We start from the raw sequence: 26,271 nt of genomic DNA, 5'->3' as shown, positions 1-26,271 counted from the left end.
CCCGGTTTCCCCTCCGTTTCGTCCAAAGAAAATAAACCGTCTGCAAGCTGCGCATACTAAATAGCAGCCCGTTTGGGACGATATTCTTTATGGAGGTATGAAATGATGAATATGCAGCGAGCGCAAGAAATAGCCGCTTCTCCGGTGATGGCCAATGTTACTTGCGACGGAGTTCCGGTCTATATTCAGCAGGTATTCGAAGATAACGGAACGGCGCGCATTTATCCTTTGAACAGTCCCGAACAAGAGCGGGAAGTTTCGTTAGCGAGTCTGACCGAGCAGCAAACCCAAGGCTGAGAGCCGCTGCCGCAAACCTGCCGCATGCGGTAAAACCTCCGGCTAATCGCAAGGAAGCGGATGGGCTGCCTAGCGGGTCCCAATCTGGCCGCAAGCAGGCCCCTTGGCTTCTAAAGCGGATTCAGGCGCATTGCGGGAGCCTTGAACATGCTGCCTGCCGCAATGTCAAAAAGGAGCAGCTGCATAATAGGCAGCCTGCTCCTTCCTTTATTGCGAGGTATGACCTCGAGTTCTTATCCTCTCGGGTTGTTCGCGCTTGACTCCCCTGCCGGCCTAAGCCGGTAAAATCCATTGATCTACCGCATAGGCGATACCGCCATCTTGCAGCGTCCGGGTCACATAACGGGCTTTGGCCTTCAGCTCGTCCGAGCCGTTGCCCATGGCAATGCCGCTGCCTGCCAGCTCGATCATTTCAAAGTCGTTGTGGCCGTCGCCGAACGCGGCGACTTCTTCGGGCTGAAGCCCCAGATGGTCCATCAGCTTGCGTAGACCTACGGCTTTGTTCATGCCGGTAGGGTTAATATCGACGGCCCAGGGCCGCCAACGGTGTATATAATACGCGTCCTTCCGTCCCCCGGTGTAGACGCCTTCTTCATGCTCCTCGCAAAATACGATACATTGATATATATCGGGAACCTCTTCCGGAGAAGGCAGCGTTACCGGCTCCATAAAGCCGATTTCCCGCTGGCTTTGGCGAAAATGAGGATCTTCCTCGCGGTTCATGAACATCAGCTCCGAACCGTACAGCAAAAATGTATGCTTCAGCCGCTCGGCTTCTTCCAGCCAACGGCGCACCGTATCCTTCGGAAAAGCGCTGCCGAAGACAGTTTTGCCGCGGTATCCGATATGGCTGCCATTGCACGTAATCGCCCAATCGATGCCGAGCTCCTTGCGAAGCGATTCCATCTCGTACTCGCTCCGTCCCGTGCATAGGGCCAGCGCGACGCCCCGTTCCTTCAGCTTCTGCAATGCGGCCCGCGTAGAGTCGGGCAAGTAGTCCCGGTCGCGCAGCGTACCGTCCACGTCGAATGCTACCAATTTGATCATCTCTGCCACCCCATCCTTTCTTTCTGCTTCATTATAACAGAAGGCCTCCCGTTTGTGGGGCTGCACGGACTGCGGATCTGCAGGATGAGCAAACTCGCCGGGGTTGTGTCCCCACGGGCTGTTCGGGCTGCTCGGGCTGTTCTGCATCGCCGTACAGCACCGAGAAAAATCTAACGGACGCAGCGGCCTCTATGTACACGAATATCAAGCTTTTGGAGTTGTAACGGACATAAGCGCAGTTATTTGACTAAAAATATATAATTCAGTAACAAATGGGAGTCAATAAGCACTGTGGTGTCCGCTGCCGTTGAAAAGCAGCCGATCCTAACGAAATAACTGCAGCTGTGTCCGTTAGCCTCCATTCCCGCAAGCGGCAGCGCTTCATTTCCATCGTCGGTCGGCAGCTTCGGTGCCGATTCCAGACAGCGAGAGAACGATTACCGGCAGCATGAATGCGGTTGGCCGCCCCCTCCCTTCGGCACTATAACGGTTAGAACGGCAGGCCGGGAGCCAGAAAAACGATATACGCAATCACCGCCGCAATGCCCATGGCGATGAGCGGCGCCGAACGTCCCGGAACGAGCGGGCGCTTCTCCTCGGCTGGCCTGACCGCGAGAGGGGTGAGCAGCAGATACCATTGGCTCGCCCACAAGGAGTACGCCGCTTGCTCCGCCAGGCCGCCCCCGGCGCCGTGCAGCGCCCCGCCGAGCAGCGCCATCGCCGCGATCACGGCGTAAGGCAGGACCGCCAGGCGAACGGCGGTCCGTCTGACCGCAGCGCGGGAACCCGCTGCGAACGGCTCCAGCGTCCGCGCGCCATGCAGCAGCGCGGACAAGCAGACGGCTAGGCCGAGCGCGGCGAAGCCGGCCCTGGCCATTAGCAGGAGCGGCGGCTCCAGGCCGCTCAGGAAAGCCCCGACGTCGCCGCGCTGCGCGAAGGCGAACGCCGTCATGCAGCCGCCGGCCATATACATATTCGTATGGCCGAGCAGCCAGAAGCCGTAGCGGACATGCGGCCGCTTCGGGCGATATGCGCGCTGGACGAGCATCACCGCGAGGCCGAAGGCGATATTCGCCGCCGCTCCGGCTGCGGCGAGCGTCCGCCGCGCGGCGGGAGCGAGCCCGTCGCTTGCATAGGCGGCGTCCAGGCCCGTCAGCCGCAGCGGGCCGGCGTCCAGCAGCAGCGCGGCCAAGCCATGGCCGAGCGCTTGGTGGACGATCAGGTCGATCACGGCGGCCATCGCCGCCATCGCACCGACCGTAAGCAGATGCGGCCGGGACGCCCTGCCGCCGCCGCGAGTGTGCACAGGCTGCAAGTGCCGTTCAGCTCCTTTCCCTAAAGCAACTAAAATGATGCGCCATGATGACATCGCCGACGCGCGGCCTCCGCCATGTTCACGAGCGCGCCCGGCTGCATTCCATGAACGGAATTGAAGACGAAGAAATTGCGACCGGTGCCGACGTTAAGCGGGCCATGTTCCGCGCGCAAAGACGGCGCTATTCGCCGGGCCGCAGCTTCACATTCCGTAGACCGCCGCGATCGCTTTCACTTCTTCTACGACTTTCATCCTTAGTTCCAGCGGCGACAACACCTCCGCGTGCGGGCCGTAGCTGAGAATGATTTCGCAGGCGGATTCGAGCGTTTCGAATTCAACGTCGAGCTCCAGCCAGCCGTCCTCCGCTTCTTCCTGGCCGCCGCTAATTTTGGCATAACGCTCTCGACCGATGCGCGCACGCAGCCTTTCGTTGACGCGAACCCGCGCAGGGTACTTGGGTAGCGCTCTCTTGAACCGCTCCGTAGATTGTTCCCAATACGTCTCCAGATCGAACCCCTCCGGGCGCTCGAACCGCTCCTCCAGCTTACGGGCGCAGGCAAGACGGGAGATCCGGTACGTGCGCATATCTCCGTCCGTTTCGGCGACCAAATACCAAATATTCCGTTTGGCGACGATCCCGAGCGGATGCACGGTGCGCTCCGCGATCGCATCTTCCTTGCGGTATTGTAAATACAGCTTGCGTTCCTCCCACACCGCTTCCTGCACCGTGCGAAGATGCTCGAACGATTCGTGCGATTGATGCCAGCCCGCGCCGTCTATATGAATCCGCTGCCTTACCCATTCGGCGTTTTCCCGGATTGCGTCCGGCGACGCCGCCAACAATTTCTGGAAGGCGGCTTCGAAGTCGCCCTTTATTCCGAGGTCATCGAGCAGGCTGGAAGGAATGGACAGCAGCAGCGAGAAAATCTCCTCCGTCTTCATTCCCGTCAAATCCGTTCGGTAGCCTTCCGTCAAAGCCCAGCCTCCCCCGGAGCCGCGCTCGGCATACACCGGAATGCCCGCCGAGCTAAGTGCCTCCATGTCGCGGAAGATCGTCCGCTCCGACACCTCCAGCTTTTCCGCCAGCTCCCGCGACGTCATTCTTCCATGGTTTTGCAGCAATAACAAAATGGACAGCAATCGATCCGCTCTCAAGGCCGAGCTCCCTCCTTGCTTGTTAGCTTCTATATTTTTCATTGTACCATATCAATATGTCAGCGGTTGTCATATTCGGTTTGTTACATTGCTATTGAAGTCGGGTTACTTAAAAGGAAAGTCGTGCTGTACATCGCGGTATCGCTCGACGGGACATTGCCAGAGAAAACGGAGACATCGATTGGCTGATCGGCGTCGAAAGAGAGGGATTCAACGGCTACGCCTCGTTTATGCAGGGGATCGATACGGTGATTATGGGGCGCGCCACGTGCGATCAGCTCGAATCGCTCTCGAAGCAATTTACGTATCCCGATCAGCGGTGCTATGTGTTTACGCGCTCGCTTGCGCCTGAAGATCCGAACGTCGAGTTTGTTCGTGAAGACGTCTCTTCGTTCGTCGCGAAGCTGAAGCGGCAGCAGGGCAAGAGCATATGGCCGGTCGGCGGGGCGGGCTTGGCGGACGACTTTTTGCAGGCGGGACTGATCGACGAATTTATCGTTTCGACCGTACCGGTGCTGCTTGGAAAAGGCATTCCTTTATTCCACAGCCCTGTTCCGGAGCTGTCCCTCGAGTTCAAGGACGTCCGGCGTCACGGGCAAATCGCCCAATTCCATCATGCAGTCCGCTTTTGACAAGCAGGTGACCGTCTTGCATCTCTCTCACATCCCCAAGCATCGGGCAGCACAATAATAACCGCAGCCTGCGCCGCAGCGGTATCGGAATGCAGCGTCCGTCAGCCTTAGCGCAAAGACCTCATCCTCCTCATCATTATCGAGTCGAAAATTCCAGTTCGTGTCCCCCGAACCGCCATGACGGCAACGGGAATCGCGTCTCTCTATCCCGCACGCATACGCTGCGAACGCGTCAAACCGGGAATACGTATGCTTCCCCGCACAGCTGTCGTTAACTTTATATGGAATTGTACCTGGACGCCCCGCATCGACCCATGACATCCAATTGCGACAGCTCCCGATCCATTCCCGGCAAAACCGTTGCAAAATAAAGCATCATTCCCATCACAACCCTTCGTATCCGATTTTGGGGACACAAAAAAAGCGAATGAACGAGTATCGTCCATTCGCTGCCTTCTGTGCATACCGGCAGAGCGCTCTTGATGAACCTAGGAGCGCCTGCAGAAAAGAGCGCGATTGACTTGCTGGCGTTCCACGACAGTCGGATGCCTGCGCTGTCTCCCCCGCAGCGCATTCGCACTTCTCAGTTCCGATTAACGAATCGCAGCTGTCAAGAAAACGTCCGTCATCCTCAACGCGCTATCTCTCCATCTATACGAATCCGTTTTTTATTATGCATAACCGTGCGCTTCTCCATCGGCCCAACTTCCGTAACGGCGGGCCGGCTGCCGCTAGACAGCGGATTGGCGGCTTTCGCTCGTCCGGTTAATTCGTTTGGCCTGAGCGGCCAGCATGACGAAATGCAGCAGGAACACGCCGGAAATAATATAGAACACGACCGAGATGCCCATATGGCTGGCGACGATCCCGCCGAACAAGGAGCCGGAGACGTTGCCGAGCGAGCTTGCGCTGGCATTATACGAGAAGACGCTCCCCTGAATCGATTTCGGCGTCAAGCTTCTAAGCAGCGAGCTGATCGACGGAATAAGACCGCCCACGCATAGACCGGATAGAAAACGCGCTCCCATGAGAACCCACGGATCGGTAATTCGCGCTTGCGGAATATACAGGATCGAGATTAACAGGAGACAGCAGAGCAGCACGTTCAAATAACCGTACCGGTCGCCGATCCTCCCGAGGATCGGGGCCGAGATCATCGTGCCCAGAGCGCTCGACGCAAAGATAAGACCGGCCATGATCTCTACATGATTCTCGATGTGCATACTTTTTACGTACAGCGTAATGATCGGGCTGATGCTCTGAAAGCTGACGGAGATGAGGAACGTCGAGACGAAGAGCGTCAAGATGACCGGCGCCTGCTTCACGACATCCTTCAGCTGCACTTTCTCGAATTTGGCCCCAGCCGCACCGGATTGACCTGCTGCAGCTTCCGCAGCCGCCTGGCCCCTCCGCCATTGAAACCGGAACTTCGGGTATTTCTTTTTCTCATGAACGCCGAACAGCACCAGCAATCCGGCGATAAAGAGACAAATGCCGGTAAAAAAGAACGAATTGCGCATCCCGAGCCATTCGGCCAAGATACCTCCGAGCAGCGGCCCGAGCAGTTGTCCCGTCACCTGGCCGGTTTGCAGCGTCCCGAGCACTTTGCCGACCTGCTCCTTCGGGGTCTCGATGGCCATCAGCGCGACCGCGCCGACGCTGAAGCCCCCCATCGTGCCGAACAGCCCTCTCAGCAGCAGCAGCTGGAGCGGCGTATGCACAAGCCCCATCGCGGCAATGATAATCGCCGAGCCGAGCCCGGCGCGGACCATCGTTACTTTTTGCCCGTACTTGTCGGAGAATTTCCCCCAGAACGGCGACACCAAGGCGATCATCAAATGATTGATGCCGAAGATCATCGCCGCCCACAGCGCAGCCTTCTGCACGTCATGAATGCCCAGCTCCTGTACGTACAACGGCAGAAACGGGATAATCATCCCGATTCCCGCCGAGCTGAAAAACGTGCCGAACCATAAAATGTACAAATTGCGTTTCCATGCTTCCATCTGGAGTAACCTTCTTTACAGTAAATTATGCGATGAATGCACAGAATGCACTATCCTCTCAATAACTAATGTATAGAATACTCCGAACGAATAAAAGAAACCATGGATTTACCTGCCCTGTAACATGGACTATTATGCTTTTGTGCAGCCGTTTGCAGCTGCCTCCGCAACCAAATGGGGCGGGCGGAGCCCCGTTACCGGCACACCGCCCGCCCCTATCGGCAGCTATTCATGTTCCGCTTGAATCGGTTTTACTTTGCCTAACAGGAACAAATAATTCAAAATTCCGATGACGATCAGCGCCGCGGAGAACAGCAGGGCCGGTACGAAGGAGCCGTAAGCCGCGACGAAAAAGCCGGTAATGATCGGGCCTACCACGCCGCCCATATTGGATACCGTATTTTGCATGCCCGCGACGACGGAGGTCATATTTTTCGGAGCTACGTCGCCAGGCAGCGCCCATACTTGCGAAGCGGCGACCGTGGTGCCCGATTTGGCGATGCATAAGAGCACCACAGCCAGCACGGCCGATTGGGCGAAGGCGGCGAAGCCGATACAAGACGCCATCAACAATCCGATAATAAGAAACAGCTTGCGCGTCGCCGTCAGCGACAATAAGCCTTTGGCATAAATGCGGTCGGACAGCCATCCCGCAATGACCTCGACGACCATCGCGCAAAGCAGCGGCAGGGAAGCCATAAAGCCCATCTCGATCAAGCTCATGCCTCTTTCTTTCACCAGGTACGTCGGCAGCCATGTAATGAAGAAATACGAATTGTAATTGATCATGAAGAAACCGATGCACATTGCCCAAATATTGCGATACTTCAGCAGCTGATACCATTTCATCGGCTGCTCGGCGTCCAAACCTTCCCGTTTGAACTGCCCTTCCCGGATATGCTTCAGCTCCGCTTCATTGACGCCTTTATGCTCTTCCGGCGTTTCCTTGAAGTACAAAATCCAAATAATCGACCAAATGATGCCCAGCAAACCGATGATGAGGAAGGTCATTTTCCAATCGAACATGGCAATCAGCCAGACGATCAGCGGCATCGCGATAGCTCCGCCGAATTTGGAGCCGCTGTCAAAAATCCCCGCTACCGTCGCTCGCTCCTTGTCCGGAAACCATTTGGACGAAATTCCGGCGTTGCTCGGATAAGCGGCGGCTTCGCCGACCCCGAGCGCGATGCGGAAGCCGAGAATCGATTTGAAGCCTGTCGCCAGACCGGTCACCGCCGTAGAGAGCGACCACCAAGCGACGGCGAAGCCGAGCGTTTTCTTCTGGCCGATCCGGTCGGCCACCCAGCCGGACGGAACCTGCAGCAGCGCGTACGACCAGAAGAAGCCGGACAGCACGACGCCCATCTGAGCGGCATCCAAGCCGAATTCCTTCGTAATATACGGCGCTGCCGCCGAGAGAACCGTTCGATCTATATAATTGATCGCTATTGCTGCCCACATAAGAATGGCGACGACCCAGCGCACATTAGATTTCTTAGTCAGTGTTTGCAAGATGTATCTCTCCGTCTCTTGATGTTGTAAGTGAATCCGATTCTCGTTTACAAGCCGTTCATCACATGCTCGGGTCTTTGCCCGTTCACAAGAACATTCACGATATTGCGCACGCAAGTCATGCCCAGCGCGTTCACCGCCCCGCTCGTATAGCCGGCGATATGCGGCAAAGCGATACAATTAGGAAGCGCAAATAACGGATGCTCCTTCAGCGGTTCCTGCTCGAATACATCCAATGCCGCTCCGGCGATGATGCCTTCGGTCAGCGCTTCATGCAGAGCCTCTTCCTCAACGATGCCTCCGCGGGCCGCGTTAATCAAATAAGCGCTTTCTTTCATCCGCTTCAATTGATCCTTGCCGATAAAATGTTGCGTTTGTTCCGTCAAAGCGATGTGCAGCGTGACGAAATCGCTGCGTTCGAGCAGCTCGTCCAGCGTGACGAAGGACACTCCATGCCGCTCGGCGAACGCGTGATCCGGATACGGATCATACGCCAGTATATTCATATCGAAGCCGCCCGCCCGGCGCGCAACCTCCTTGCCGATGCTGCCGAGGCCGATAATGCCTACCGTTCGGCCGTATACGTCGGTGCCGAAAATCCGCGGCCATTCTCCCTTCTTCGTCAGCTCGTTTGCCAGCGGAATTTGCCGGGCGAGCGACAGCATCAAGGCAAAAGCGAAGTCGGCCACCGCATGCTTGTTGGCGTTAGGCACGTTCGTCACCCACACTTGACGCTCCTTGGCCGCCTTCAGGTCGATATTGTCCACGCCGACGCCGTGCTTGCAAACCAGCTTCAATCGCGGCGCTTGCGCGAGAACCTGCTCCGTAATCTGATTAAACGCAACGATCGCGGCGTCCGCGTCCTGAGCCGCGGCGATAAACGCTTCCTCCGTAATATCTGCCGGCAAATGCATGAGCTCAATGCCGTACTTCTCCAAATACTCGATAGGTTCGTTGGAATATTTGGCGAAGGACGGCGATGTCGATACAACTTTCATCGTAGTAGTCGCTCCTTCTAAAAGCAGGCGGTGAACGCTAACGTTGCTGCGGAACCGTTCCCGCTGGCTTCGCCCCGCTTCATTCACCGCAGCTTTTCGGTTGTCTGTAATCCAAGCTATTTAACGGTAGTCTTCGGAGCCAAATCGGCTCCGGATTGAATCGCCGCGAGCATGCTGCGTTCGTCGGCGATGTTTTTGCCTGCGATGTCGAAGGCGGTGCCGTGATCGACGGAAGTGCGCACGATGCCGCCCTTCAGACCGACCGTGATATTAACGCCTTCCTCCAGTCCCAGCACCTTGATCGGCACATGGCCCTGATCGTGATAGCAGGCGACGACGATATCGAAATCTTTGCGCACCGCCCGGAAAAACAGCGTGTCCGCAGGATAGGGACCGGTAACCCGGATGCCTTCGGCCGCCGCCTGCTCGATGCCGGGAATAAGCTTCTCCTCTTCCTCCCCGTTGCCGAACAATCCGTTCTCGCCCGCATGCGGATTAATGCCGCACACCGCAATGCGCGGGTTGTCGTAGCCGGCGCGGGTCAGCGTCTCATGAGCGAGCTTAACGACTTTGTACGTCCGTTCCGGATTGATCGTCTCGATCGCTTTGATCAAACCGACATGCGTCGTCAGATGGATGACCTTCAGCTTCGGCGAGGACAGCATCATGGAATAGTCCTCGGTGCCCGTCAAATCGGCCAATATCTCGGTGTGCCCCGGATACAGATGGCCTCCCTTCTGCAGCGCTTCCTTATTCAGCGGCGCTGTGCAGATCGCCTGAATCTCCTGCGCTTTGGCCAAATCAACCGCTTTCTTCAAATATTGAAAAGCGGCGTCTCCAGCCTGCGGAGACATGACGCCAAGCGGCAGGTCCGCCGGAAGCAAGTTCATATCCAGGCAGTCGATCGTGCCGTGAACGAACGCCCCTTCGCCGGGCCGCTCAACCCGCCGCAGCCGGACCGGCGTGCCCGTTATGTCGATGGCGCGCTGCAAAATACCGTAATCGCCGATGACGACCGGACGGCAAATATCGTAAACCGATGCATGTCCGAGCGCTTTTACAATCACCTCGGGGCCGATGCCTGCCGCATCCCCCATTGTAATGCCGATAATAGGCTTCATCGTTCTCCTCCTCGCAGCTTGCGGGCCGCCTTGATCATAGCCGACTCCGAGCCGAAATTTCCTGCTTTGGTCACTGCATATAGGTCTTTCCCCGGCTTGCGGACGGTTCCTAGCGGAATGCCGGGCTCCACCTCGTCCAGCAGATGAAATTCATCCGCCCCAAGCTGCTGAAACACTTGACGCGCCGTATCGCCGCCGGTCAGGAACAAGTAGCGCAGATCGAAGCGATCCGCGATCCGCACGGCCCATTCGCCGAGCACCCGGGAAATCCGGTTGCTGATGTCGACCGGGCTGCAGCCGAGCTCCCGGCCGAGCCGCTGCGTGCGCTCCACTTCGCTGGATGAATACAGCGCAATATGGCGCCCCGCCTTCACGGCCGCTTCCGCCTCCGGCAGCACGCGGCTCCACTCCAGCTGCTGGGGCTCGCCCTCGCGGATAATTTCCTCTGCGCGAACCTCGATCCCGGCCGTGCCGGGCTCCGCCAGCAGCCGCCGCAGCTGCTCGCGGCCGATCGCGCTGACGCTGCCCACGACAAGCAGCACCGGCGTTTCGTGCGCCGCAAGCGCGACCCGCTTCGTCTGAGGCTCGAAGCCGTAAGCCTGCGGCAGCGCGCTCATCAGCCCCGCCGAGCCTACCCAGACGATGGACTTGCCGGTATGCTTCATATGCCGGGCAAGCCGCTCCAAATCTTCGGCGTCCGCGGAGTCCGCCGTTATATAAGCGACGCCCCGCTCCTGCAGCGCGGCCAGTTTGGCGCTTACATGCTCGGGCGGCTGCCGCAGATCGCTGCGGGACAAATGCCCGACCTCCTTGCCCGCTTGCTCTTGGATGAGCCTCGTGATCAGCGAGTCGCGGACCGGCGTCTTCGGGTCCTTCGCCACTTCCGTCTCATGCAGCGGCTTGCCGCTGAGGTACATGACGCCCTCTTCGACCGTGCGCCCGTTCTGGGGGAAACCGGGAGCGATGACGACGAGCTCCGGGCGGAACGCATCGAATACCGCGTTAATCTCCTGCCCGATATTGCCCCTCATCGTCGAGTCGATCTTCTTATAGATGATATCGAACGGCTCGGTCCGGAGCGATTCGCACGCTGCCTTCACTCGGCGGTACGCTTCCTGCGCGCTTACGGAGCGGCTGTCCGTATCGATAATAACGGCATCCTTGTTCCTTAGCCCTTCCGCCTGCGGCTCCAAAATGACCGATACGTCGAAGCCATAGCGGATCAGCTGTCCGCCGCAATCGCTTGCGCCTGTCAAATCATCCGAAATAACGGATATTCTCATGCCCGTTCCCCCTTTATCCCTTTAAGAAAGCAATTTGCGGTAAATCGCTTCCATATCCTGCAGGCTGAGCTCCTTCGGATTGTTATTCAGCAGACGCGTTACTTTCGAGGCCGAAACGGCCATCTCCGGCACGTCTTCCAGCTTCACTCCGAAGCTTCTCAAATCCTGTGGAATCTCAAGCAGCCTCGTCCATTCGACGATGCGCTCGACGACCTTGCTTGCCGCCTGGGAAGAAGTCAGCCCCTGCGTATTGATGCCCATCGGTTCGGCCGCTTGCTGCAGCCGGTCCGCAATCGCGTCCATGTTGAACTCCATCACATGAGGCAGCAGCATCGAGTTGGCGACGCCATGGGCGATTTTGAATTTGCCGCCGAGCGGATACGCCAAAGCGTGAACGGCCGCGGTGCCTGCGGCGGTCAAAGCCATGCCGCCGTACATGGAGCCGAGCAGCATCTTCTCCCTGGCCTCCACGGATGCTCCGTTCCGATACGCTTCCACAATGCTGGAGGAGATCAGCCGAATCGATTCCAGCGCGAACATATCGCTGATCGGATTGGCCTTATTCGATATGAACGATTCGAGCGAATGCGTGAACGCGTCCATTCCGGTAGCCGCCGTAATCGGCTTCGGCAAGCCGAGCGTCAGCATCGGATCGAGGAAGACGAGCTTGGGCAGCATATATCGGCTGACGATGCCGATCTTCAGCTCTTCCTCCGGCAGCGTGACGATCGCGTTCGGAGTCACCTCCGCGCCCGTGCCGGAGGTAGTCGGGATCAGGATCGTCGGCAGCCCCGGCTTCTTAACCAGATCCGTTCCGAGCAGGTCGCGGACGGAACTGTCGTTCGTGGACAGAACGGACAAAATTTTCGCGGAATCGAGAACGCTTCCCCCTCCGAAGCCGATCACAAGATCGTAAGCTGCCCCCTCCATGGCGGCAAATACTTGCTCGATATTACCGATCGTCGGTTCCGGCAAAATGCTTGTACTGACGTCCGCCTGCACGCCCTTGTCCGCCAGTTGGCCGACCAGCGTATCGACGAAGCCTAACGATTGGATCGAAGGCTGCGTAAGAATAAGCGCCTTATGCACATCGGCGCCGATCAGGTGCAGATGCTCTCCCACCCGCTGCAGCGAATTTCGGCCCGCGACAATATGATCCGCGGTTTGAAACCGGTATAGCGTTTGCATAAATTCAACCCCTTGAATTTGTAGGAATATTGGCTAGCGGCGATCGTTATAAAAATCGACCATAGCTTGAACCTTCTCTAGCGCCTCTCCCGATAAAGAGGATACCGGCGATTTGGGAGGCCCGACCGGGATGCCGTGCAGTTCCACCGCTTTTTTCAACACCGAAGGAAGCGTTCCCAAAGCGAACGTGTCGCGCAGCGGCTGAAGCGCATCCTGCGCTTTTTGCGCTTCTCCGATATTGCCGTTTCTCCAGTTCTCATAGATGGAGACGACGGTTTCCGGAAGCATATTGCCCGTTGCAGCAACCGCTCCCGCGCCGCCGGCAAGCAGCGTCTTCAAAATTAAAGAGTCGGTTCCGGCATATACGTCGAACGCTTCGTCCTTCGTAACGCGAATATAATGCTCGATGTTGGCGAAATTGCCGCTGCTGTCCTTAATGCCGATGATATTCGGAATTTTGGCCAAGACGGCCGCCGTCTCCGGCTCCAAATTCACTCCGGTCCGCGCAGGGATGTTATACAGAATGACCGGCAGCTTCACCGCTTCGGCAATCTTCGTATAATGAACGATAAGCTCCTCCTGCGATGGCGCTATAAAGAACGGCGTAATGACGGAAATGGCGTCCGCTCCCAATTGCTCCATTTGCTTGGAAAGCTCGATCACATCTTCCGTTGTCCCGCCTCCCGTGCCCACAATGACGGGAACTCTGCCTTTCACTTCCTCTATGACGATCCGAGCCATGAACCGCTTTTCTTCCGCTGTCAGCAAATGAAATTCGCCGTTCGTTCCGAGAATGAAAATGCCGTGAACGCCCGATTCGATAAGCCGGTTAGCCAATTGGCGCACTACAGGCTCGTTGATTCGCTTCTCTTCCGTGAGCGGCGTCAGCATCGCAGGAATAATCCCCTTTAATTCCACCGTAAAAGCCTCCTTTTTTTCCAAAGTCGATTGCATCGTTTTAATTAACAACATTAATGAATCATAAATCTCACTTAATGAATTATAGATAATATCGTTTAAAATATCAACAGTTATATTTGATTATACGACGTATTTTTAATGAGCGCTGCATTATAAAACAATAATAGTTGCATTATGCAACAAAAAAACCTATATCCGGCTTCCGAATGATTACTCACTCAGAATCGAATATAGGTTGCATAGATGATAAGCGCTTGCCCGAAATGGGTAATACACAGCCTGCAAACCGCGGCAATGCCCTGTTTATCGAAGCTCTCATGTCGGGTCTTTCAGCATTCGCCATAATGTCGAACGGTTGATTCCGAGCCTCTTGGCGGCGCGGGACTGATTCATGTTCTCTTCCTGCAGCACCAGTTGAACGATCTCTTTCTGAATGCTCTGAAGGGGCTGGTCCAGATTGAGCGTTCTTGCGGCCCCCGGCTGGCTTTGCTCCGTTCTTCGTTTCTCCAGCGCGGCAATCAGTTCCTCATCGATATATTCCCCTTCGGCCGCTTTGACAAGCTCTTTCACCGTATCCCGCAGCTCGATCAAATTTCCCTTCCAAGCATATTCATAGAGCGCTTCCTGCGCCTTCGGACGGATGCCGACGACCTGCTTGCCGTATTTCTCGTTGTTCTCCGATATAAATATGCGGATCAGCTCCTCCAGCTCCTGCGGGTTGCTGCGCAGCGGCTTCATCTCGACGATCGCTCCGCTCATCAGCGCGAACAGGTCCGGCTCCAAAAGCCCTTCTTCCTGAAGCCGGTCCGGCGCTTTCTCGAAGGAGAACATCATGAGCGCCGCGCATTTGGCAACCGTATCCGCGAGTCTTCGTTGATATTTGGGAGACAGGCGCTCCGCTCCGCGCAAATAGATCATGCTGCCTTCCTCCGCTCCCTCCAGCAGCTGCTTCACCTGGCGGTAAGCTTCGTCCGAGCTTCGCAGAACGGTAACTTCCAGCAGCTCTCCCCCCTCCGGCCGAAGCTGCCTCCACAGCGTGCCGGCGAGAATCCGTTTGCCTGTTCCTTGCTCGCCGTATACGGTAACGGGCTGTCGGCGCTCCAGACGCTCCGCCGCAAAGGCCAGCGAGTCCCGAAAATCGGCGCGGGCCCGAATGAGATGCGGAAACGTTCCGAGGAACGGCTCCAGGCGCTGCACCTGAATATCGCTTTCGCTTTCCGTCACCGGGCGCACATACAGATGAAAAAGCGCCGTCTCGTCCTCGCCCCGGGCAGCCGTCAGCTTATAGCGGAACGTCGGGTCGTATAACTCGAATGCGGCGGCCGAATCATCCGGCTTCTCCTCCGCTTGACGCAGCATCTCCGGCAAGGCGGGAAAACGCCGCCGCATCGCCTGAGCGGCTTCCGGGCCGGACTGCGTTCCCAGCAGCTCCAGGAAAGCGGCGTTCATGAACTTCACATTCCCGTCCGCCTGCACGGCGGCCATTCCCTGCTCCGCTCCTTGAGCGAGCGAGCTCAGCATACGCCCCTCGGCCTTGTAACGGCCCACGGCCCGGCACAAATTTCCGGCATTCTCGAACGCCTCCAGCACCGATTCCTTGCCGGATGTAATCAGGATGCCTTGAAGCCCCTGCTCCTTGGCCAGCCGCACCGTATTGGTGCCGCCGACAATGACGAGCGCCCCTTTCTTCCTCGCCGCTTCCAGCGCCGCGTTCACTTCGTCCTGCTCATAGATGACCGTGTGCGGAATATGCACGTCAAGCAGCCGCGAGACGGCTACGACCGCTTCGATAATGTTCGGAAAGCCGATCATTTCGATCGGCGTTGTATATTCTTTCAGCAGCGTAATAAGCCGCAAAATATCATAGCCGGATATTTTAATCTCCACTACAGGCAGCGAGGAGCGGTCGCGGACGAGCTGAGCCGTCCCGCCGCGGCTGATGATGACGTCATAGCCGTCCTCTTCATATTGGCGGATCGGCAAAGATTCCGACAAGTCCCTCTGCACGACGGTCACATCAAAATCGCCGAGCTGATCGGTGAGACTGGAGGTTAGCTCCACCAGTCCGCGATAGGGCGCAATAACCAGCGCCTTTATTTTTTTCATAGCGTACTCCTTTTGCCGGCTCATAAATTCCGGACACTTTCTTCATGCTTCATTTTCGGTCACTTTATAGCTAAATATACTGACTGGCCGCTTGAGTGTCAATTTAAGTGGCGTTTTGCATCAACGTATCGACTGACCGTATTTGTCAGGGAAGATCCATTATACTGAAAGAGAAATGCTGCTGTAAAAAGCGGACTTATCACAATGGAGGGATCGTTGATGAAGGAAGTTTGGATTTTCATAACGGACGGCTTCGCCGACTGGGAGGCAAGCTACGCGGCGGCCGAGCTTAATAACCCGGACAACGGGTATCGGGTCAAAACCGTCGCAATCGATACTAAGCCCAAAACATCTATGGGAGGCTTTCAAGTCATCCCCCATTATGATCTGACGAAAGATCCCGTCCAGGCGGAGATCGCCATGCTTATCGTCCCCGGAGGCACCGGGTGGAGAGAGGATGTCAATCAGCAGGCCGCCCGGCTGGTCAAACGCTGTTTGGACAACGGCATACCGGTCGCCGCGATTTGCGACGCGACTACGATGCTGGCCCGCCACGGCTTCCTGGATAACGTCAAGCATACCGGAAACAGGCTGGAATGGATGAAGCAGGGGGCTCCGGACTATCGCGGCGATGTCGGCTATATCGAAGCCCAATCAGTCAGCGACAGCTTGGTTATTACCGCGAACGGCAGCGCTGCCGCAGAATTCACCCGCCATATTCTGGAGAAGCTCGGCGTCTACGAGGGCAAGAAGCTGGAGGAGTGGTACGCTATAGTTAAAAAAGGCTATTTGCCCGAATAGCCGCGCTCTTCATTGCGCAGGATTACTCCCGCAGCACCCCGTCCATACTAGAAATATAGCAAGCAGCGAGCAAGCGGGGCCGTTTGGCGGGCTATGCACGATTCCGACCCGAAAGGCGCCGAATATTAGCTCGGCATGTAATTATAGCAATCCGTAAGAAATCATCGTATGTCTTACCTGCTATACTTGGATACAAATCAAATGAATTTAAAACTCTCTTTCTAAGAAAGGATGATGTATTTATGGCTAAATTAACCCCCTATTTATTTTCCGAGGACGCGAAAGCCCAAGCTGATTTTTATATTGGGGCGCTCGGAGGCGAGATTATCTCCGTCATGACACACGGGCAGCTTCCCGATCCGGAAGAAGCGCTCAAGGACAAAGTGCTGCACCTTAGCATGGTAGCCGCCGGCATCCCGATTTTCATGTGCGACGCCGCTTTCATGCCGATTCACCGCGGCAACCAAATCCATCTTAGTCTGGAATTTGCTACTGAATCGGAAGCCCATGAAGCCTTCGGCAAGCTTGCGGAGGGCGGTCAAGTGAGACATCCGCTCCAGCCCGAATTCTGGGGAACGCTGTTCGGACAGCTTGAGGATAAATACGGCGTAAACTGGATGATCACTACCGAAGCCAAACAGGCATAGCCCCGATTTTCATACATTTATTGTTAAAAGGAGGTCGCCGTTCGTTTCGGATCGGCCTCCTTTTGGCATGGACAAATTCCTCTCTCGCAATAAAAGGAAAAAGCGGATGAATGTCGAATCATATACCATTATGTCGAAAATGATTGGCGGCCGATTACTTGTGCAGGAGGTGACTCCCTTGCTTATTTCCAAAGCCTTATATACGGATACGGAGCTCTTCGCCGCTTCCTTGTTCCAGCTGAAGGTGTCCGTGTGGGAACGGACGGCCGACGATATTCCGGTCCGCGTCGAGGACGGCGGGATTATTACCAAAATTACGCCGTTCAGCGTAACGATCAACGGCATCCGTTATATCCGCAGCGACTGCGAGTTTCGTACGGACGCGGATGCAAACGGGCCTGCTGGGCGAAACATATAAAACGGCAACCAAGCCTCTATTATCGGTCCTGACCGACTTCCTATTCCGAGACAGAAAAAGGCTTGTCAGATTATGCCTATTTGTGGTAAAATCGATCTTGTGTTGAAAAACGCAATACAAAGTGTGGAGCCGTGGTGTAGAGGCCTAACATGCCTGCCTGTCACGCAGGAGACCGCGGGTTCGAATCCCGTCGGCTCCGCCATGATTTATCCTTGCATACGACGAGCTTACCGGGTTCGTCGCACATAACTTGAAGAAGACCGAGCAGAGCGACTATTCTGCTCTTTTTTGTATTGGTTAAGGAGCGTGAGAGGATGAACCGTCGCGGACGTTTTGCACCTACTCCATCGGGACTGCTTCATATCGGCAATGCCTTCACCGCGCTCGCCGCCTGGCTGCAAATGCGCCAATGCGGCGGCGAATTCGTGCTGCGCATCGAAGATATCGATCAAGCGCGCTCCCGTCCCTCCTATGCCGAACAGCTGCAGAACGACCTCTTGTGGCTCGGCATCGATTGGGATGAGGGGCCCGGAATCGGAGGCCCCTATGCCCCTTATGCGCAGAGCCGCCGCGAGCCGCTGTACATGGAAGCGATCGAACGGCTGCAGCAGGCCGGCCGCTTGTACCCGTGCTACTGCAGCCGCCGCGAGCTGGCTTCCATCGGCAGCGCTCCCCACGGGCTGGCGTCCGAAGGCGGCGTCTACCCCGGGCGGTGCCGCTTCCTTACGGCGGAGGAGCGGCAGGTCAAAGCCGCCGGGAAGACGCCGGCGCTGCGCTTCATCATGCCGCAGCAGGAAGTAACGTTCCGCGACATGCTGTCCGGAACGCATACGTTCTCAGGCGACGCGCTCGGAGACTTCGTCGTCAAGAGAGCCGACGGCATGTTCAGCTACCAGCTCGCCGTCACCGTCGACGATGCCGCCATGGGCATCACCGACGTGCTGCGCGGCGCCGACCTGCTGGACTCGACGCCCCGGCAGCTCATGCTGTACGAGGCGCTTGCGCTGGAAGCGCCCGCATTCGCCCACGTCCCGCTGCTCGTGGACGAGGGCGGCCAGCGCCTGTCCAAGCGCGACCGCTCGCTGACGCTTGCCTCGCTGCGAGGCGAGGGCGTCGCGCCTCAGCGGCTTCTCGGCGCGCTGGCCTGCCTGGCCGGCTGGGTTGACCGGCCGGAGCCGCTCACGGCGCGCGAGCTGATCCCGCGCTTCGGCCCCGTTCGCCCGCCCGGAGCGCAAGCGAAGATGATCGTCGACGGCACGATCCGCAGCTTGTTGACGGCAAACTGAGCGCCGTCCGACAAATAGGATGATGCCCGGCCGTTTGCAGCACCAACCACTACCATTGTACGGAGGAATCATGAACGAACATTCGACGATCCGACTCAGCGTGCTTGATCTCGTCCCCGTCCTGAATCAAGCGTCTCCGAGCGCCGCCTTGAAGCATGCGACAGAGCTCGCCCAAACCGCCGAGAAGCTCGGTTATACGCGCTACTGGACCGCCGAGCATCACGATATGCCGGGGCTGGCCTGTACTTCGCCCGAAGTGCTGCTCGCCTCGATCGGGGCCGTAACCCGCACGATCCGGCTGGGGTCGGGCGCGCTGCTGCTGCCTCATTACAGTCCGCTGAAGGTGGCCGAGTCGTTCCACATGCTGGCCAGCTTGTACCCCGGCCGCATCGACCTCGGCATCGGCCGGGCACCGGGCGGATCGGCCCATGTCACCCTTGCGCTCAGCGGCAACTTTCTGGAGCGGGTACGGCAGATGCCGGATTCGCTCGACGCGCTATCCAAGCTGCTGCAGGGAAGCTACGCTTGGGACGGGGAGCCGGTTACGGCCAGGCCGGTGCCCGACATAGCGCCGCAGCTTTGGCTCCTCGGCACGAGCCGTAAGAGCGCGGCTTACGCCGCCGGTCACGGAGCCGGGTACGTCTTCGGGCAGTTTATGAGCGACCTGGAGGCGGACGAAGTGATTCCCGCCTATCGCGAGGCGTTCGTCCCGTCGCCTTTGGGCCCGGCCCCGCGCGCCATCGTAGCGGTCGGCGTCGTCTGCGCGGAAACGGAGGAGGAAGCGCGGCAGCTCGCCGAGCGGGTCAAAGCGTCCGTTCCGCCGGAAGCGAGAGCCGCCGCCTCGTCAGCAGAGCCTTCTCCCGCTGCCGGACGGAAGCTTCTCGTCGGCGCGCCGCAGCAAGTGAAGGCGCAGCTGGAGCGAATGTCCCGCCGATACGGCGTAGACGAGTTTATCGTCGTTACGGCCATACCGGATTATGCGCAGCGGCTCCGCTCTTACGAGCTGCTGGCCCAAGCGTTATGGGGGAACGGAGTCCTTCCGTCCGCCCCGAAACGATAAAAATCTTGCCGGCCGCCGCCTTCCCCCCGGACAGACTTCCCTTTCTCTGCATATCTTAAATAATAAGAACGCCTTGATCCGAGAGCCGGTTGATTGGACGACGGCCGCGATCAAAGGAGGTTTGATTGCCGATAGGACATGTTTTTGGCCCTCGCGTACGCTTTAACGGGCCCAAGCATACTTATCCGGCAAAAGAGTGCGAACGGAGGGGAAGTACTTTGCGCATAACGGATCGTTGGCTTAGTCTTACCCGCACGACCTTTTTATTCATGCTCCTTGCGGGGTTAGGTTGGTTCGTGGTCAATCCGGCTAGTGTGTTTATTTGCGTCCAGGAAGTTAGAATTATACTTAAATTGATGTAAATGTCCGGTATCCGCGCAATCCGCAGTCTCCGTCTTCCGAGCCGTACGCCAAGGCTCCTAAGCCGGGGACTATTTTGTCCGCAGTGCGGCGGGCATCCGCCGGTCGGACGTTGAAAACTCTCTTGGACGGATCTAAAAAGGCGGAGATTTCGTCGCGGCCTGCGGTCGATAGAGGTTTCCACTTCGAGGTTTCCACTCGCTCTTGCAGACGCTTTTCCAGATTCAAATGGCCGAAACCTTTTTTTGCCCAGGCCTATAAGCCCAGCCTCAGCAGCAGTTCATACTGCTGCTTAAAATCCTTTTTGCCTTGTACAATTCCGCAAACGAAGCGAAACGTGTCTCTGCTATTTAGCAGCATGTTTCGGAGGATGCGAAGAATCCAGGCTGCGGGCAGCAAGAACGGCATTGTTTTCAAAAATGAACAGTAAGGAATTTCGGCCATTTTCTCATAGCCTGGAAAGCAAATTTCCAAGTATACCCCTATGGTTAAAGGGGCCTTCTTGACTTCCTTATTATTCGTATAAACCTGACGCAGCATGACGATATGAGGCTCCCTTTGGTTCGCCCCGAAGGTCCCCCCGATAAAATATATTCGCCGATCAACTCATAAAGGCCCTCTTTCATCGTCGGAAGCTTGATGGGAGGGCTCACTTCAAACCAGCGCCGGCATAGGGCGAATATGTTGTGCGCGAATAAAACCAGATTCAGCTTCTTAAGCTCCCGCTCCAAATATCCCCAATCCAGCTCCTTCTCAAAATAGATCATATACATAGCGGCATCCATGACCATCCGAATTCCGCAGCCGTAACCGTAAAAATGCTTCGCCATATGAACCAGCATATACAGTAAATGATCGTTTACCGAGAACTCGTAGGTATATCCGTTAGGCTGCATGACGGCCTTGTCCCAGACGTCCGAGAAGTAGTTCATATAATCAAATTTATTGTTAATATTGTTGACCAACAGCTGCGTATGAATCTCAAGATGGACGGTGCCTTTCGAATAGCTCCAAACCTCGCCGGTGACAATCCCCGGTTTAAAACCCATACTTTGCAAAAGCTCATGGGACTTCTCCCGGTCCTCGGGCTTGATTAAAATATCGATATCCCCCATCGTTCTCATTTCTTTCACCGGATAGCAGTTTTTTATCGCATAACCTTTGAAGATGAGATGGGGAATCTGCAGCCGGCTGAGTTCATCAATAACTCGAAGCATTTCGCTTTCCTGATGGAGCGCTCTTACAATCGTTGAGGTGAAATCTTGTTTCATCATCTGCAATAATGCAGCAGGAGGCCTATTTCCCTGTTCTTGCGTCTTGGCCATTAAATAAATCATTCCGCCGACGAAGTGAATGTTCCCCAGTTGATAAACCTGCTCCCATTCGATTTGCCGCTGCTCCGGGGACCTCCTTTGATGAATAAAGGCGGCAAGCAAGGAAATAAAGTATGCCGGTTGATGCTCCATTGCACAATTCCTCCGCTCATTTCATATTCTTCTTATTGTTCCAATCCGCCGAAGCCGCAAGATCCACATCCATACACTCGCATATACCCTATACCTGAACTGCCCGCAGCTGTATTCCCTGCCCTTGCGGGTAAAGGAAGTAACGACGGCCATAACATTTTTTTGCGGCAGCTTGCTTTCAATCTGCGATTGGGCGTCACCGCACATATCGTAGCTATCCGGCCTTACTTTGACAATTCGATGCAGAACCATCTGCCCCGTCGATCTTCGATACAGAACAATATCTCCCTTTTTCAAAGCATATGGATCGCATTTCGTTAGCACAACCTCGTCCCGCCCATGCTTCCACAACGGATACATACTGTTTCCCGTCACGGGAATCGCTACATTCCAATTTAGTTCGAGCATCGGCAAAAGCAGGGCGGATAGCTGATCCGGAGTGATCTTCGCGCTTGATCTGTGCATAGCGGAACGATTACTCCAACAAGCCCGCAAGCTGCAGCTTGTCCACAAACTCGCGAATATCCGCTATCGCCGTTGCAGCATCGATTTCGTATTCTTCCTGCATCGCTTGAAGCAGCTCCGCTTCGGTCTTGTCCGTCCCCAGCTGCTTCCACAAAAACGCCCCGCTATCGTTTAGGGTGATCATTCCTTTGAAGCTGATCGTGGCGGCGCCTACGGGCACAACGATTTGGCTGTCAGCAATCGTATGGATGCTAAAACCGTTTACCAGTTTCATATTTGAAACCCCTCTTCGCTATAATTTCATCATAAACGACCTCAACCGCTTCCTGACTCTTATTGCAATGCAATCTGTAGACGGGAACCGTTGCGACCAGATTCTCGATTCTTTCGAGCGTCTTTAAGCCTAATCCGCTGTCGTAATAAGGCCTCTCGATTTGAGCGGTTAATTCGAAGATACTGTCCCTGGCATTCAACCGCTCTATCCTATTGCGTTCGGAACGCCGAATGAATACAACCGCCTTCAGGGGCACCCGGACATTCATGTTCAGATCCGTCTTCCCGCTCCATGGCGTCCCGAAGATATAGGGGATTCCTTCGTAAAAGCGAATCGCGGGCTTATCGTCGTTGACGATCACAACGTCCTCGCCAAAACGTTCCTTCCAAAGATTCGCATGCGTGGACTTGCCGATGCCGCTATTCGCCGAAAAGACAATCCCCTGATGCTCAAACGCCAGGGATGAGCCGTGCAGGACGGCCCCCCCAAGCTGAGTTAACCGATTGCTGAAGGCAGCTCCCGTAAAAATATATTCCCAATCGGTCAACGAAAATATCGGATGATTTCGTCCTTTCCATAGGTGAATCCGCACCTCGGAATAATCCCGGTTGTAATAGAATGCCGTCGCAAGCTTCCCCGTCTGTTGATCCCTTACATATCTGCATAATTGATGTTCGCTTGTACGAACGATGGTAGCGGATTTCACTTGCTCGATGATTTCGCCGGGCGGTTCCTCCACCTCGTCGCAGGCAACCGTCTGTAACCACATATCTCGATTTGTAAAAGCGTCATTTTTGTATGCGGACAACCGTTTATCAAAAAAGGAAGTATCGATCATCCCGCATTCCATATGGAGATCCGCTATCGTTACTTTGTTCACGGCTTGCATTAAAAGTCTTCCCCATCCCCTAGTCCGCCCGAAAGGGAGCAGATGTTGGTAAGTTCATACTCTTCAATTTCTATTTGCGGCTTTTCATATTGCTTCTTCAACTTCGAAACCTCCCTTCTTTCCATGATTACGGCATCGTGCCCGAGACTACGCTTCGGCTGTAGATGACCGTCTCGGCGCCTGCGCTATCCTTGTAAACCAGATACGCTCTTGCGTACCAGGTTTCGCCTGAATTCACTTTTGTCTTGTTCATCATATACTGCCCCGTTTCCGTCGGTCCGCTGGATTTGGCCCGCAAGACACCTGCGCTGCTAAATGGGTTTCCAGACCGGGTATTCCGTGGTCAGATCAATATCATTGCCCAGCCTATAGTGCGCTTTCAAATCATTGCGAACAAGGTTAAGCTCACTCGCCGTTGTGATGACATAAGGATTCTCCTCCGTACCGGCCCCAGAGGCAAAGCCCGAGGCCCACGCCTTCCCGTCTGCAAATAGCACGAACGTTAGCGCCGCGAAAAAAATAGAAGCGCTAACCTGCTTAGTCCAGACTTCTTATTCCAGGTATACAAATGACTCGGCTCCTTTACTTCTGACCTATTTATCCTTACCGAAAATTATAATCACGAATGGAGACAAAAAGTAAGTAGACACTTATATGTCTACCTGCCGCCCGTTTGGTCAGGAACCAATCCCCCAAAAGTGACGTGATGCTCTGAAGCTTATTCCGTCCGCATCCAGCCTAAGCTGGATCGGCGTCTAACCATTCCTCTGGGATCGTTCTATGGGTAGACATTCCTTTCGGGGGTGCCCACGGATATCCACTGGAAATTGCTGCGCATCATTTCCTAAACAATAAAAAACTGCTCATTGGGATGAGCCCAAGAGCAGTTTTTCACGGTTGTTTTCATTTACGGGTCAAGCAAGCCCCATTTTTTGCATTTCTCGGCTAATTCCAGGCTCGACTTCTCCCAACGAAATTTTTTCATGATTCTCCCGACATGCTTTTTCACGGCCGCCAGGCTGACACTAAGCTCCACCGAAATTTGATACTGCGTTTTCCCGTCCAGGATGGCCCGTAACAGGCTGCAGTCCCCGTCGCTGAGCATGCTTCGCTTTTTTTCATAGACGAGCTTTCTGAGACGATCGCCGTATTTGGACGACTTGTTTTGATAAGCAAGGAGAATGACCTCGGGCAGTTGCTCGAAATCGTATTTATACACATAATCGTAAGCCCCGTTCAGAAACGCTTCATTAAAAATCTCGTCATCTTGATCCAGCGAGCTCAGCATAATGACTTTGACGTAAGGAAACTGAACGGTAATATCCAGCGCTGCGTCCAGCCCCGACGCCTTGGAATCATTCAAGATAATATCCATGATCACAATATCGGCGTGTTCGTTACGAAGCAGCGTGAAGCATTCTTGAATCGTAGACACGCAGGAAAACAAATCGATTTGTTCATGCCCGGCCAAAAATTGCTGCAGCCCGCTTCTCCATTCTTGATCATCCTCGACATACATTGCCCTGATCCGATCCATAGCACCACCTTAAACCGTTTGTCTTAAAGTCAGTATGACCGTAGTTCCTTGGCCCGGCGCACTTCTGATCTCCACCTTGCCTCCATGCGCCTCCATAACTCGTTTGACATGATACATCCCCAAGCCGAAATGCTCCCTCGTTCGATGCTTCGTAGAGAAGAAGGGCTCGAAGACATTGTGCAGCTGCACGCTGTTCATGCCTGGCCCGTTATCGCCGATAGAAAGCAGAACCTTCCTTCTCCGGCTTTCAGTCTTGATCCGAAGGGTCCCTTCCCCCTCCATCGCTTCGATTGCATTGTTGCATATATTGAGTATACACTCCGAAAGGAGCTGTCTATCCACAGGCAGCATGAGAGTCCTGTAGCATTTGTCCACGCGAATATTCGAGAAGGCCTTACAGATGTCCACAATTTCATCCAAGATGATGGCCAGGTCATGCCTCTCTTTATGTAATTCCGTCTTGTCGCTCACCGCACGTGAAATAGTGGCCATCGTCTTCATCATGGCTTCATGGGTCGTTAACAGATTGTCTACCATCGGTTCTATCTCTTCATAGCGCTTCATGGTCAGGCTCTTTCGGATGTTGAGTGCATTCAGTTTAATTTTCCCGATCGAATTTTTCAACGAATGATGAATGATTGCTGTGCCGACATGAACCGTCCGGATGGACTTTCGCTGCAGCCCCAAAAAAGCTCCCCTAAGATATAAAATAAGAAGAAGCAGGATGCTTCCGACACATAGGTAAGGGATGAAAATCAAGATCCGGTCGCCCATCACAGAGGACGAAAAATGATACACATTTAAAATCGTTACAGGAACCAAAAACATCAAAGCTATCGCGATATGATGCGCGCGCTTCCGCAAATCTTTCTCCATGACGACGGGACGAATCGCTAACCACCAAACAGCCAGCACGTATACAAGCCCCCACGCGGAAATAAACGCCGTATTCAATTTATTTACGGACAGATCCGTCTGAATCAGCAAAGTCATCCAAAGCGGCACGCTTAATGCGCCTAGCATCCACTTGTCCTTCCTCATATAGTTATTGTAAATGAGATAAAAGACAAGGATCGCATAATACGGAAATGTACTGATGAAAAAATTAAGGGTTCCCGTCAGAAGATTCATCGAATCGATCATAAAAGCGCTGCCATGATGAGTCAGCGAGGGGACGATCCGCTTCTCTAAAATAATCTGCGGTCCGACCAGCCCGGTGCAAAAAATAATCGCAGTCGTCCAGAAGATAAGCCGGTTCCTTCTATGCTTTATGCTTAAATAAATACCAAGGGTCGTTAAGCTTACAAACATGAACAAAAATGTTAAATAGAACAGCATGCCCTTCCGCCTTTAGCTGAAATCAATGGTTACCTACAGTATATATGTCTTAGCCCGTAAAGGCTAGGTATAGGTTCGTCCGGCATGTTCTCAACAAAAAGATGACGAACCGGGGCTTTTTTTGTTACAATTTTAAATGGACTCTTATG

Annotated in this window: 25 protein-coding genes and 1 tRNA gene; 8 read left to right on the top strand and 18 right to left on the bottom strand. The window is 55.1% G+C overall.

Features of this window, described 5'->3' with window-relative positions:
• Positions 1–105 precede the first annotated feature (105 nt).
• Positions 106–297: a small acid-soluble spore protein H gene (locus SK3146_RS25650; RefSeq protein WP_249866439.1), complete on the top strand. Its 192-nt coding sequence runs from the start codon at positions 106–108 to the stop codon at positions 295–297.
• 273 nt (positions 298–570) lie between these two features.
• Here SK3146_RS25650 and SK3146_RS25645 read toward each other — a convergent pair whose 3' ends face one another.
• The 3 genes from SK3146_RS25645 to SK3146_RS25635 form a co-directional block, all read right to left on the bottom strand.
• On the bottom strand, positions 571–1,344 hold the full coding sequence (locus tag SK3146_RS25645; protein WP_249861430.1) for a Cof-type HAD-IIB family hydrolase: 774 nt from the start codon (positions 1,342–1,344) through the stop codon (positions 571–573).
• 490 nt (positions 1,345–1,834) lie between these two features.
• Entirely contained in the window at positions 1,835–2,713 is an 879-nt protein-coding gene (locus SK3146_RS25640; protein ID WP_249861429.1) for a hypothetical protein, read from the bottom strand.
• A gap of 147 nt (positions 2,714–2,860) precedes the next feature.
• Positions 2,861–3,814: a helix-turn-helix transcriptional regulator gene (locus SK3146_RS25635; RefSeq protein ID WP_249861428.1), complete on the bottom strand. Its 954-nt coding sequence runs from the start codon at positions 3,812–3,814 to the stop codon at positions 2,861–2,863.
• A gap of 230 nt (positions 3,815–4,044) precedes the next feature.
• On the opposite strand from SK3146_RS25635, the gene SK3146_RS25630 reads away from it, so the two are divergent.
• Positions 4,045–4,446, top strand: a complete 402-nt coding sequence (locus tag SK3146_RS25630) for a dihydrofolate reductase family protein (protein WP_249861427.1) — start codon at positions 4,045–4,047, stop codon at positions 4,444–4,446.
• Between the two features lie 731 nt (positions 4,447–5,177).
• On the opposite strand, the gene SK3146_RS25625 is transcribed toward SK3146_RS25630, so the two are convergent.
• From SK3146_RS25625 to SK3146_RS25590, 8 genes are all read right to left on the bottom strand, one after another.
• Positions 5,178–6,452 carry an MFS transporter gene (locus SK3146_RS25625; protein ID WP_249861426.1) on the bottom strand — a complete coding sequence of 425 codons (1,275 nt, stop codon included), beginning with the start codon at positions 6,450–6,452 and terminating at the stop codon, positions 5,178–5,180.
• 225 nt (positions 6,453–6,677) lie between these two features.
• Positions 6,678–7,964, bottom strand: a complete 1,287-nt coding sequence (locus SK3146_RS25620) for an MFS transporter (RefSeq protein ID WP_249861425.1) — start codon at positions 7,962–7,964, stop codon at positions 6,678–6,680.
• Between the two features lie 47 nt (positions 7,965–8,011).
• Positions 8,012–8,962 (bottom strand): phosphoglycerate dehydrogenase, encoded by a 951-nt coding sequence (locus SK3146_RS25615; protein ID WP_249861424.1) that lies wholly within the window; start codon positions 8,960–8,962, stop codon positions 8,012–8,014.
• A gap of 116 nt (positions 8,963–9,078) precedes the next feature.
• Positions 9,079–10,083, bottom strand: coding sequence for a 4-hydroxythreonine-4-phosphate dehydrogenase PdxA (gene pdxA, locus SK3146_RS25610; RefSeq protein ID WP_249861423.1), 1,005 nt, complete (start codon positions 10,081–10,083; stop codon positions 9,079–9,081).
• Positions 10,080–11,366, bottom strand: coding sequence for a four-carbon acid sugar kinase family protein (locus SK3146_RS25605; RefSeq protein WP_249861422.1), 1,287 nt, complete (start codon positions 11,364–11,366; stop codon positions 10,080–10,082). Before SK3146_RS25605 ends, pdxA begins: the two co-directional genes overlap by 4 nt.
• Positions 11,367–11,387: 21 nt before the next feature.
• Positions 11,388–12,554, bottom strand: a complete 1,167-nt coding sequence (locus SK3146_RS25600; protein WP_249861421.1) for an iron-containing alcohol dehydrogenase — start codon at positions 12,552–12,554, stop codon at positions 11,388–11,390.
• Between the two features lie 33 nt (positions 12,555–12,587).
• Positions 12,588–13,472 carry a 4-hydroxy-tetrahydrodipicolinate synthase gene (dapA, locus tag SK3146_RS25595; RefSeq protein ID WP_249861420.1) on the bottom strand — a complete coding sequence of 295 codons (885 nt, stop codon included), beginning with the start codon at positions 13,470–13,472 and terminating at the stop codon, positions 12,588–12,590.
• 318 nt (positions 13,473–13,790) lie between these two features.
• On the bottom strand, positions 13,791–15,581 hold the full coding sequence (locus SK3146_RS25590; protein WP_249861419.1) for a PrpR N-terminal domain-containing protein: 1,791 nt from the start codon (positions 15,579–15,581) through the stop codon (positions 13,791–13,793).
• A 219-nt stretch (positions 15,582–15,800) separates the two neighbouring features.
• On the opposite strand from SK3146_RS25590, the gene SK3146_RS25585 reads away from it, so the two are divergent.
• The 6 genes from SK3146_RS25585 (at position 15,801) to SK3146_RS25560 (ending at position 19,793) form a co-directional block, all read left to right on the top strand.
• Positions 15,801–16,382, top strand: a complete 582-nt coding sequence (locus tag SK3146_RS25585) for a type 1 glutamine amidotransferase family protein (RefSeq protein ID WP_249861418.1) — start codon at positions 15,801–15,803, stop codon at positions 16,380–16,382.
• A gap of 242 nt (positions 16,383–16,624) precedes the next feature.
• On the top strand, positions 16,625–17,029 hold the full coding sequence (locus SK3146_RS25580) for a VOC family protein (protein ID WP_249861417.1): 405 nt from the start codon (positions 16,625–16,627) through the stop codon (positions 17,027–17,029).
• Between the two features lie 130 nt (positions 17,030–17,159).
• Positions 17,160–17,447, top strand: coding sequence for a hypothetical protein (locus SK3146_RS25575; protein WP_249861416.1), 288 nt, complete (start codon positions 17,160–17,162; stop codon positions 17,445–17,447).
• A 125-nt stretch (positions 17,448–17,572) separates the two neighbouring features.
• Positions 17,573–17,649, top strand: a tRNA-Asp gene (locus tag SK3146_RS25570).
• 112 nt (positions 17,650–17,761) lie between these two features.
• Positions 17,762–18,733 (top strand): tRNA glutamyl-Q(34) synthetase GluQRS, encoded by a 972-nt coding sequence (gene gluQRS, locus SK3146_RS25565; protein ID WP_249861415.1) that lies wholly within the window; start codon positions 17,762–17,764, stop codon positions 18,731–18,733.
• Positions 18,734–18,803: 70 nt separating this feature from the next.
• On the top strand, positions 18,804–19,793 hold the full coding sequence (locus tag SK3146_RS25560; RefSeq protein ID WP_249861414.1) for an MsnO8 family LLM class oxidoreductase: 990 nt from the start codon (positions 18,804–18,806) through the stop codon (positions 19,791–19,793).
• 848 nt (positions 19,794–20,641) lie between these two features.
• Here SK3146_RS25560 and SK3146_RS25555 read toward each other — a convergent pair.
• The 7 genes from SK3146_RS25555 to SK3146_RS25525 form a co-directional block, all read right to left on the bottom strand.
• On the bottom strand, positions 20,642–21,619 hold the full coding sequence (locus tag SK3146_RS25555) for a nucleotidyltransferase domain-containing protein (RefSeq protein WP_249861413.1): 978 nt from the start codon (positions 21,617–21,619) through the stop codon (positions 20,642–20,644).
• 21 nt (positions 21,620–21,640) lie between these two features.
• Positions 21,641–22,084 carry a S24/S26 family peptidase gene (locus SK3146_RS25550; RefSeq protein ID WP_249861412.1) on the bottom strand — a complete coding sequence of 148 codons (444 nt, stop codon included), beginning with the start codon at positions 22,082–22,084 and terminating at the stop codon, positions 21,641–21,643.
• A gap of 10 nt (positions 22,085–22,094) precedes the next feature.
• Positions 22,095–22,358: a PqqD family protein gene (locus SK3146_RS25545; RefSeq protein ID WP_249861411.1), complete on the bottom strand. Its 264-nt coding sequence runs from the start codon at positions 22,356–22,358 to the stop codon at positions 22,095–22,097.
• Positions 22,336–23,247 (bottom strand): hypothetical protein, encoded by a 912-nt coding sequence (locus tag SK3146_RS25540; RefSeq protein WP_249861410.1) that lies wholly within the window; start codon positions 23,245–23,247, stop codon positions 22,336–22,338. The genes SK3146_RS25545 and SK3146_RS25540 overlap by 23 nt, the downstream gene beginning before the upstream one ends.
• A 127-nt stretch (positions 23,248–23,374) precedes the next feature.
• On the bottom strand, positions 23,375–23,545 hold the full coding sequence (locus SK3146_RS25535; RefSeq protein WP_249861409.1) for a hypothetical protein: 171 nt from the start codon (positions 23,543–23,545) through the stop codon (positions 23,375–23,377).
• 609 nt (positions 23,546–24,154) lie between these two features.
• Complete coding sequence (locus tag SK3146_RS25530; RefSeq protein WP_249861408.1) at positions 24,155–24,784, bottom strand: response regulator transcription factor; 630 nt, start codon at positions 24,782–24,784, stop codon at positions 24,155–24,157.
• Between the two features lie 9 nt (positions 24,785–24,793).
• Entirely contained in the window at positions 24,794–26,095 is a 1,302-nt protein-coding gene (locus SK3146_RS25525) for a sensor histidine kinase (RefSeq protein ID WP_249861407.1), read from the bottom strand.
• Positions 26,096–26,271: the final 176 nt, after the last annotated feature.

This window comes from Paenibacillus konkukensis (genome assembly GCF_023523925.1).
Classification (GTDB): Bacteria; Bacillota; Bacilli; order Paenibacillales; family NBRC-103111; genus Paenibacillus_S; species Paenibacillus_S doosanensis.
Note: the sequence above shows the minus strand (reverse complement) of the source record. Positions and strands in the feature narration are given on the sequence as shown.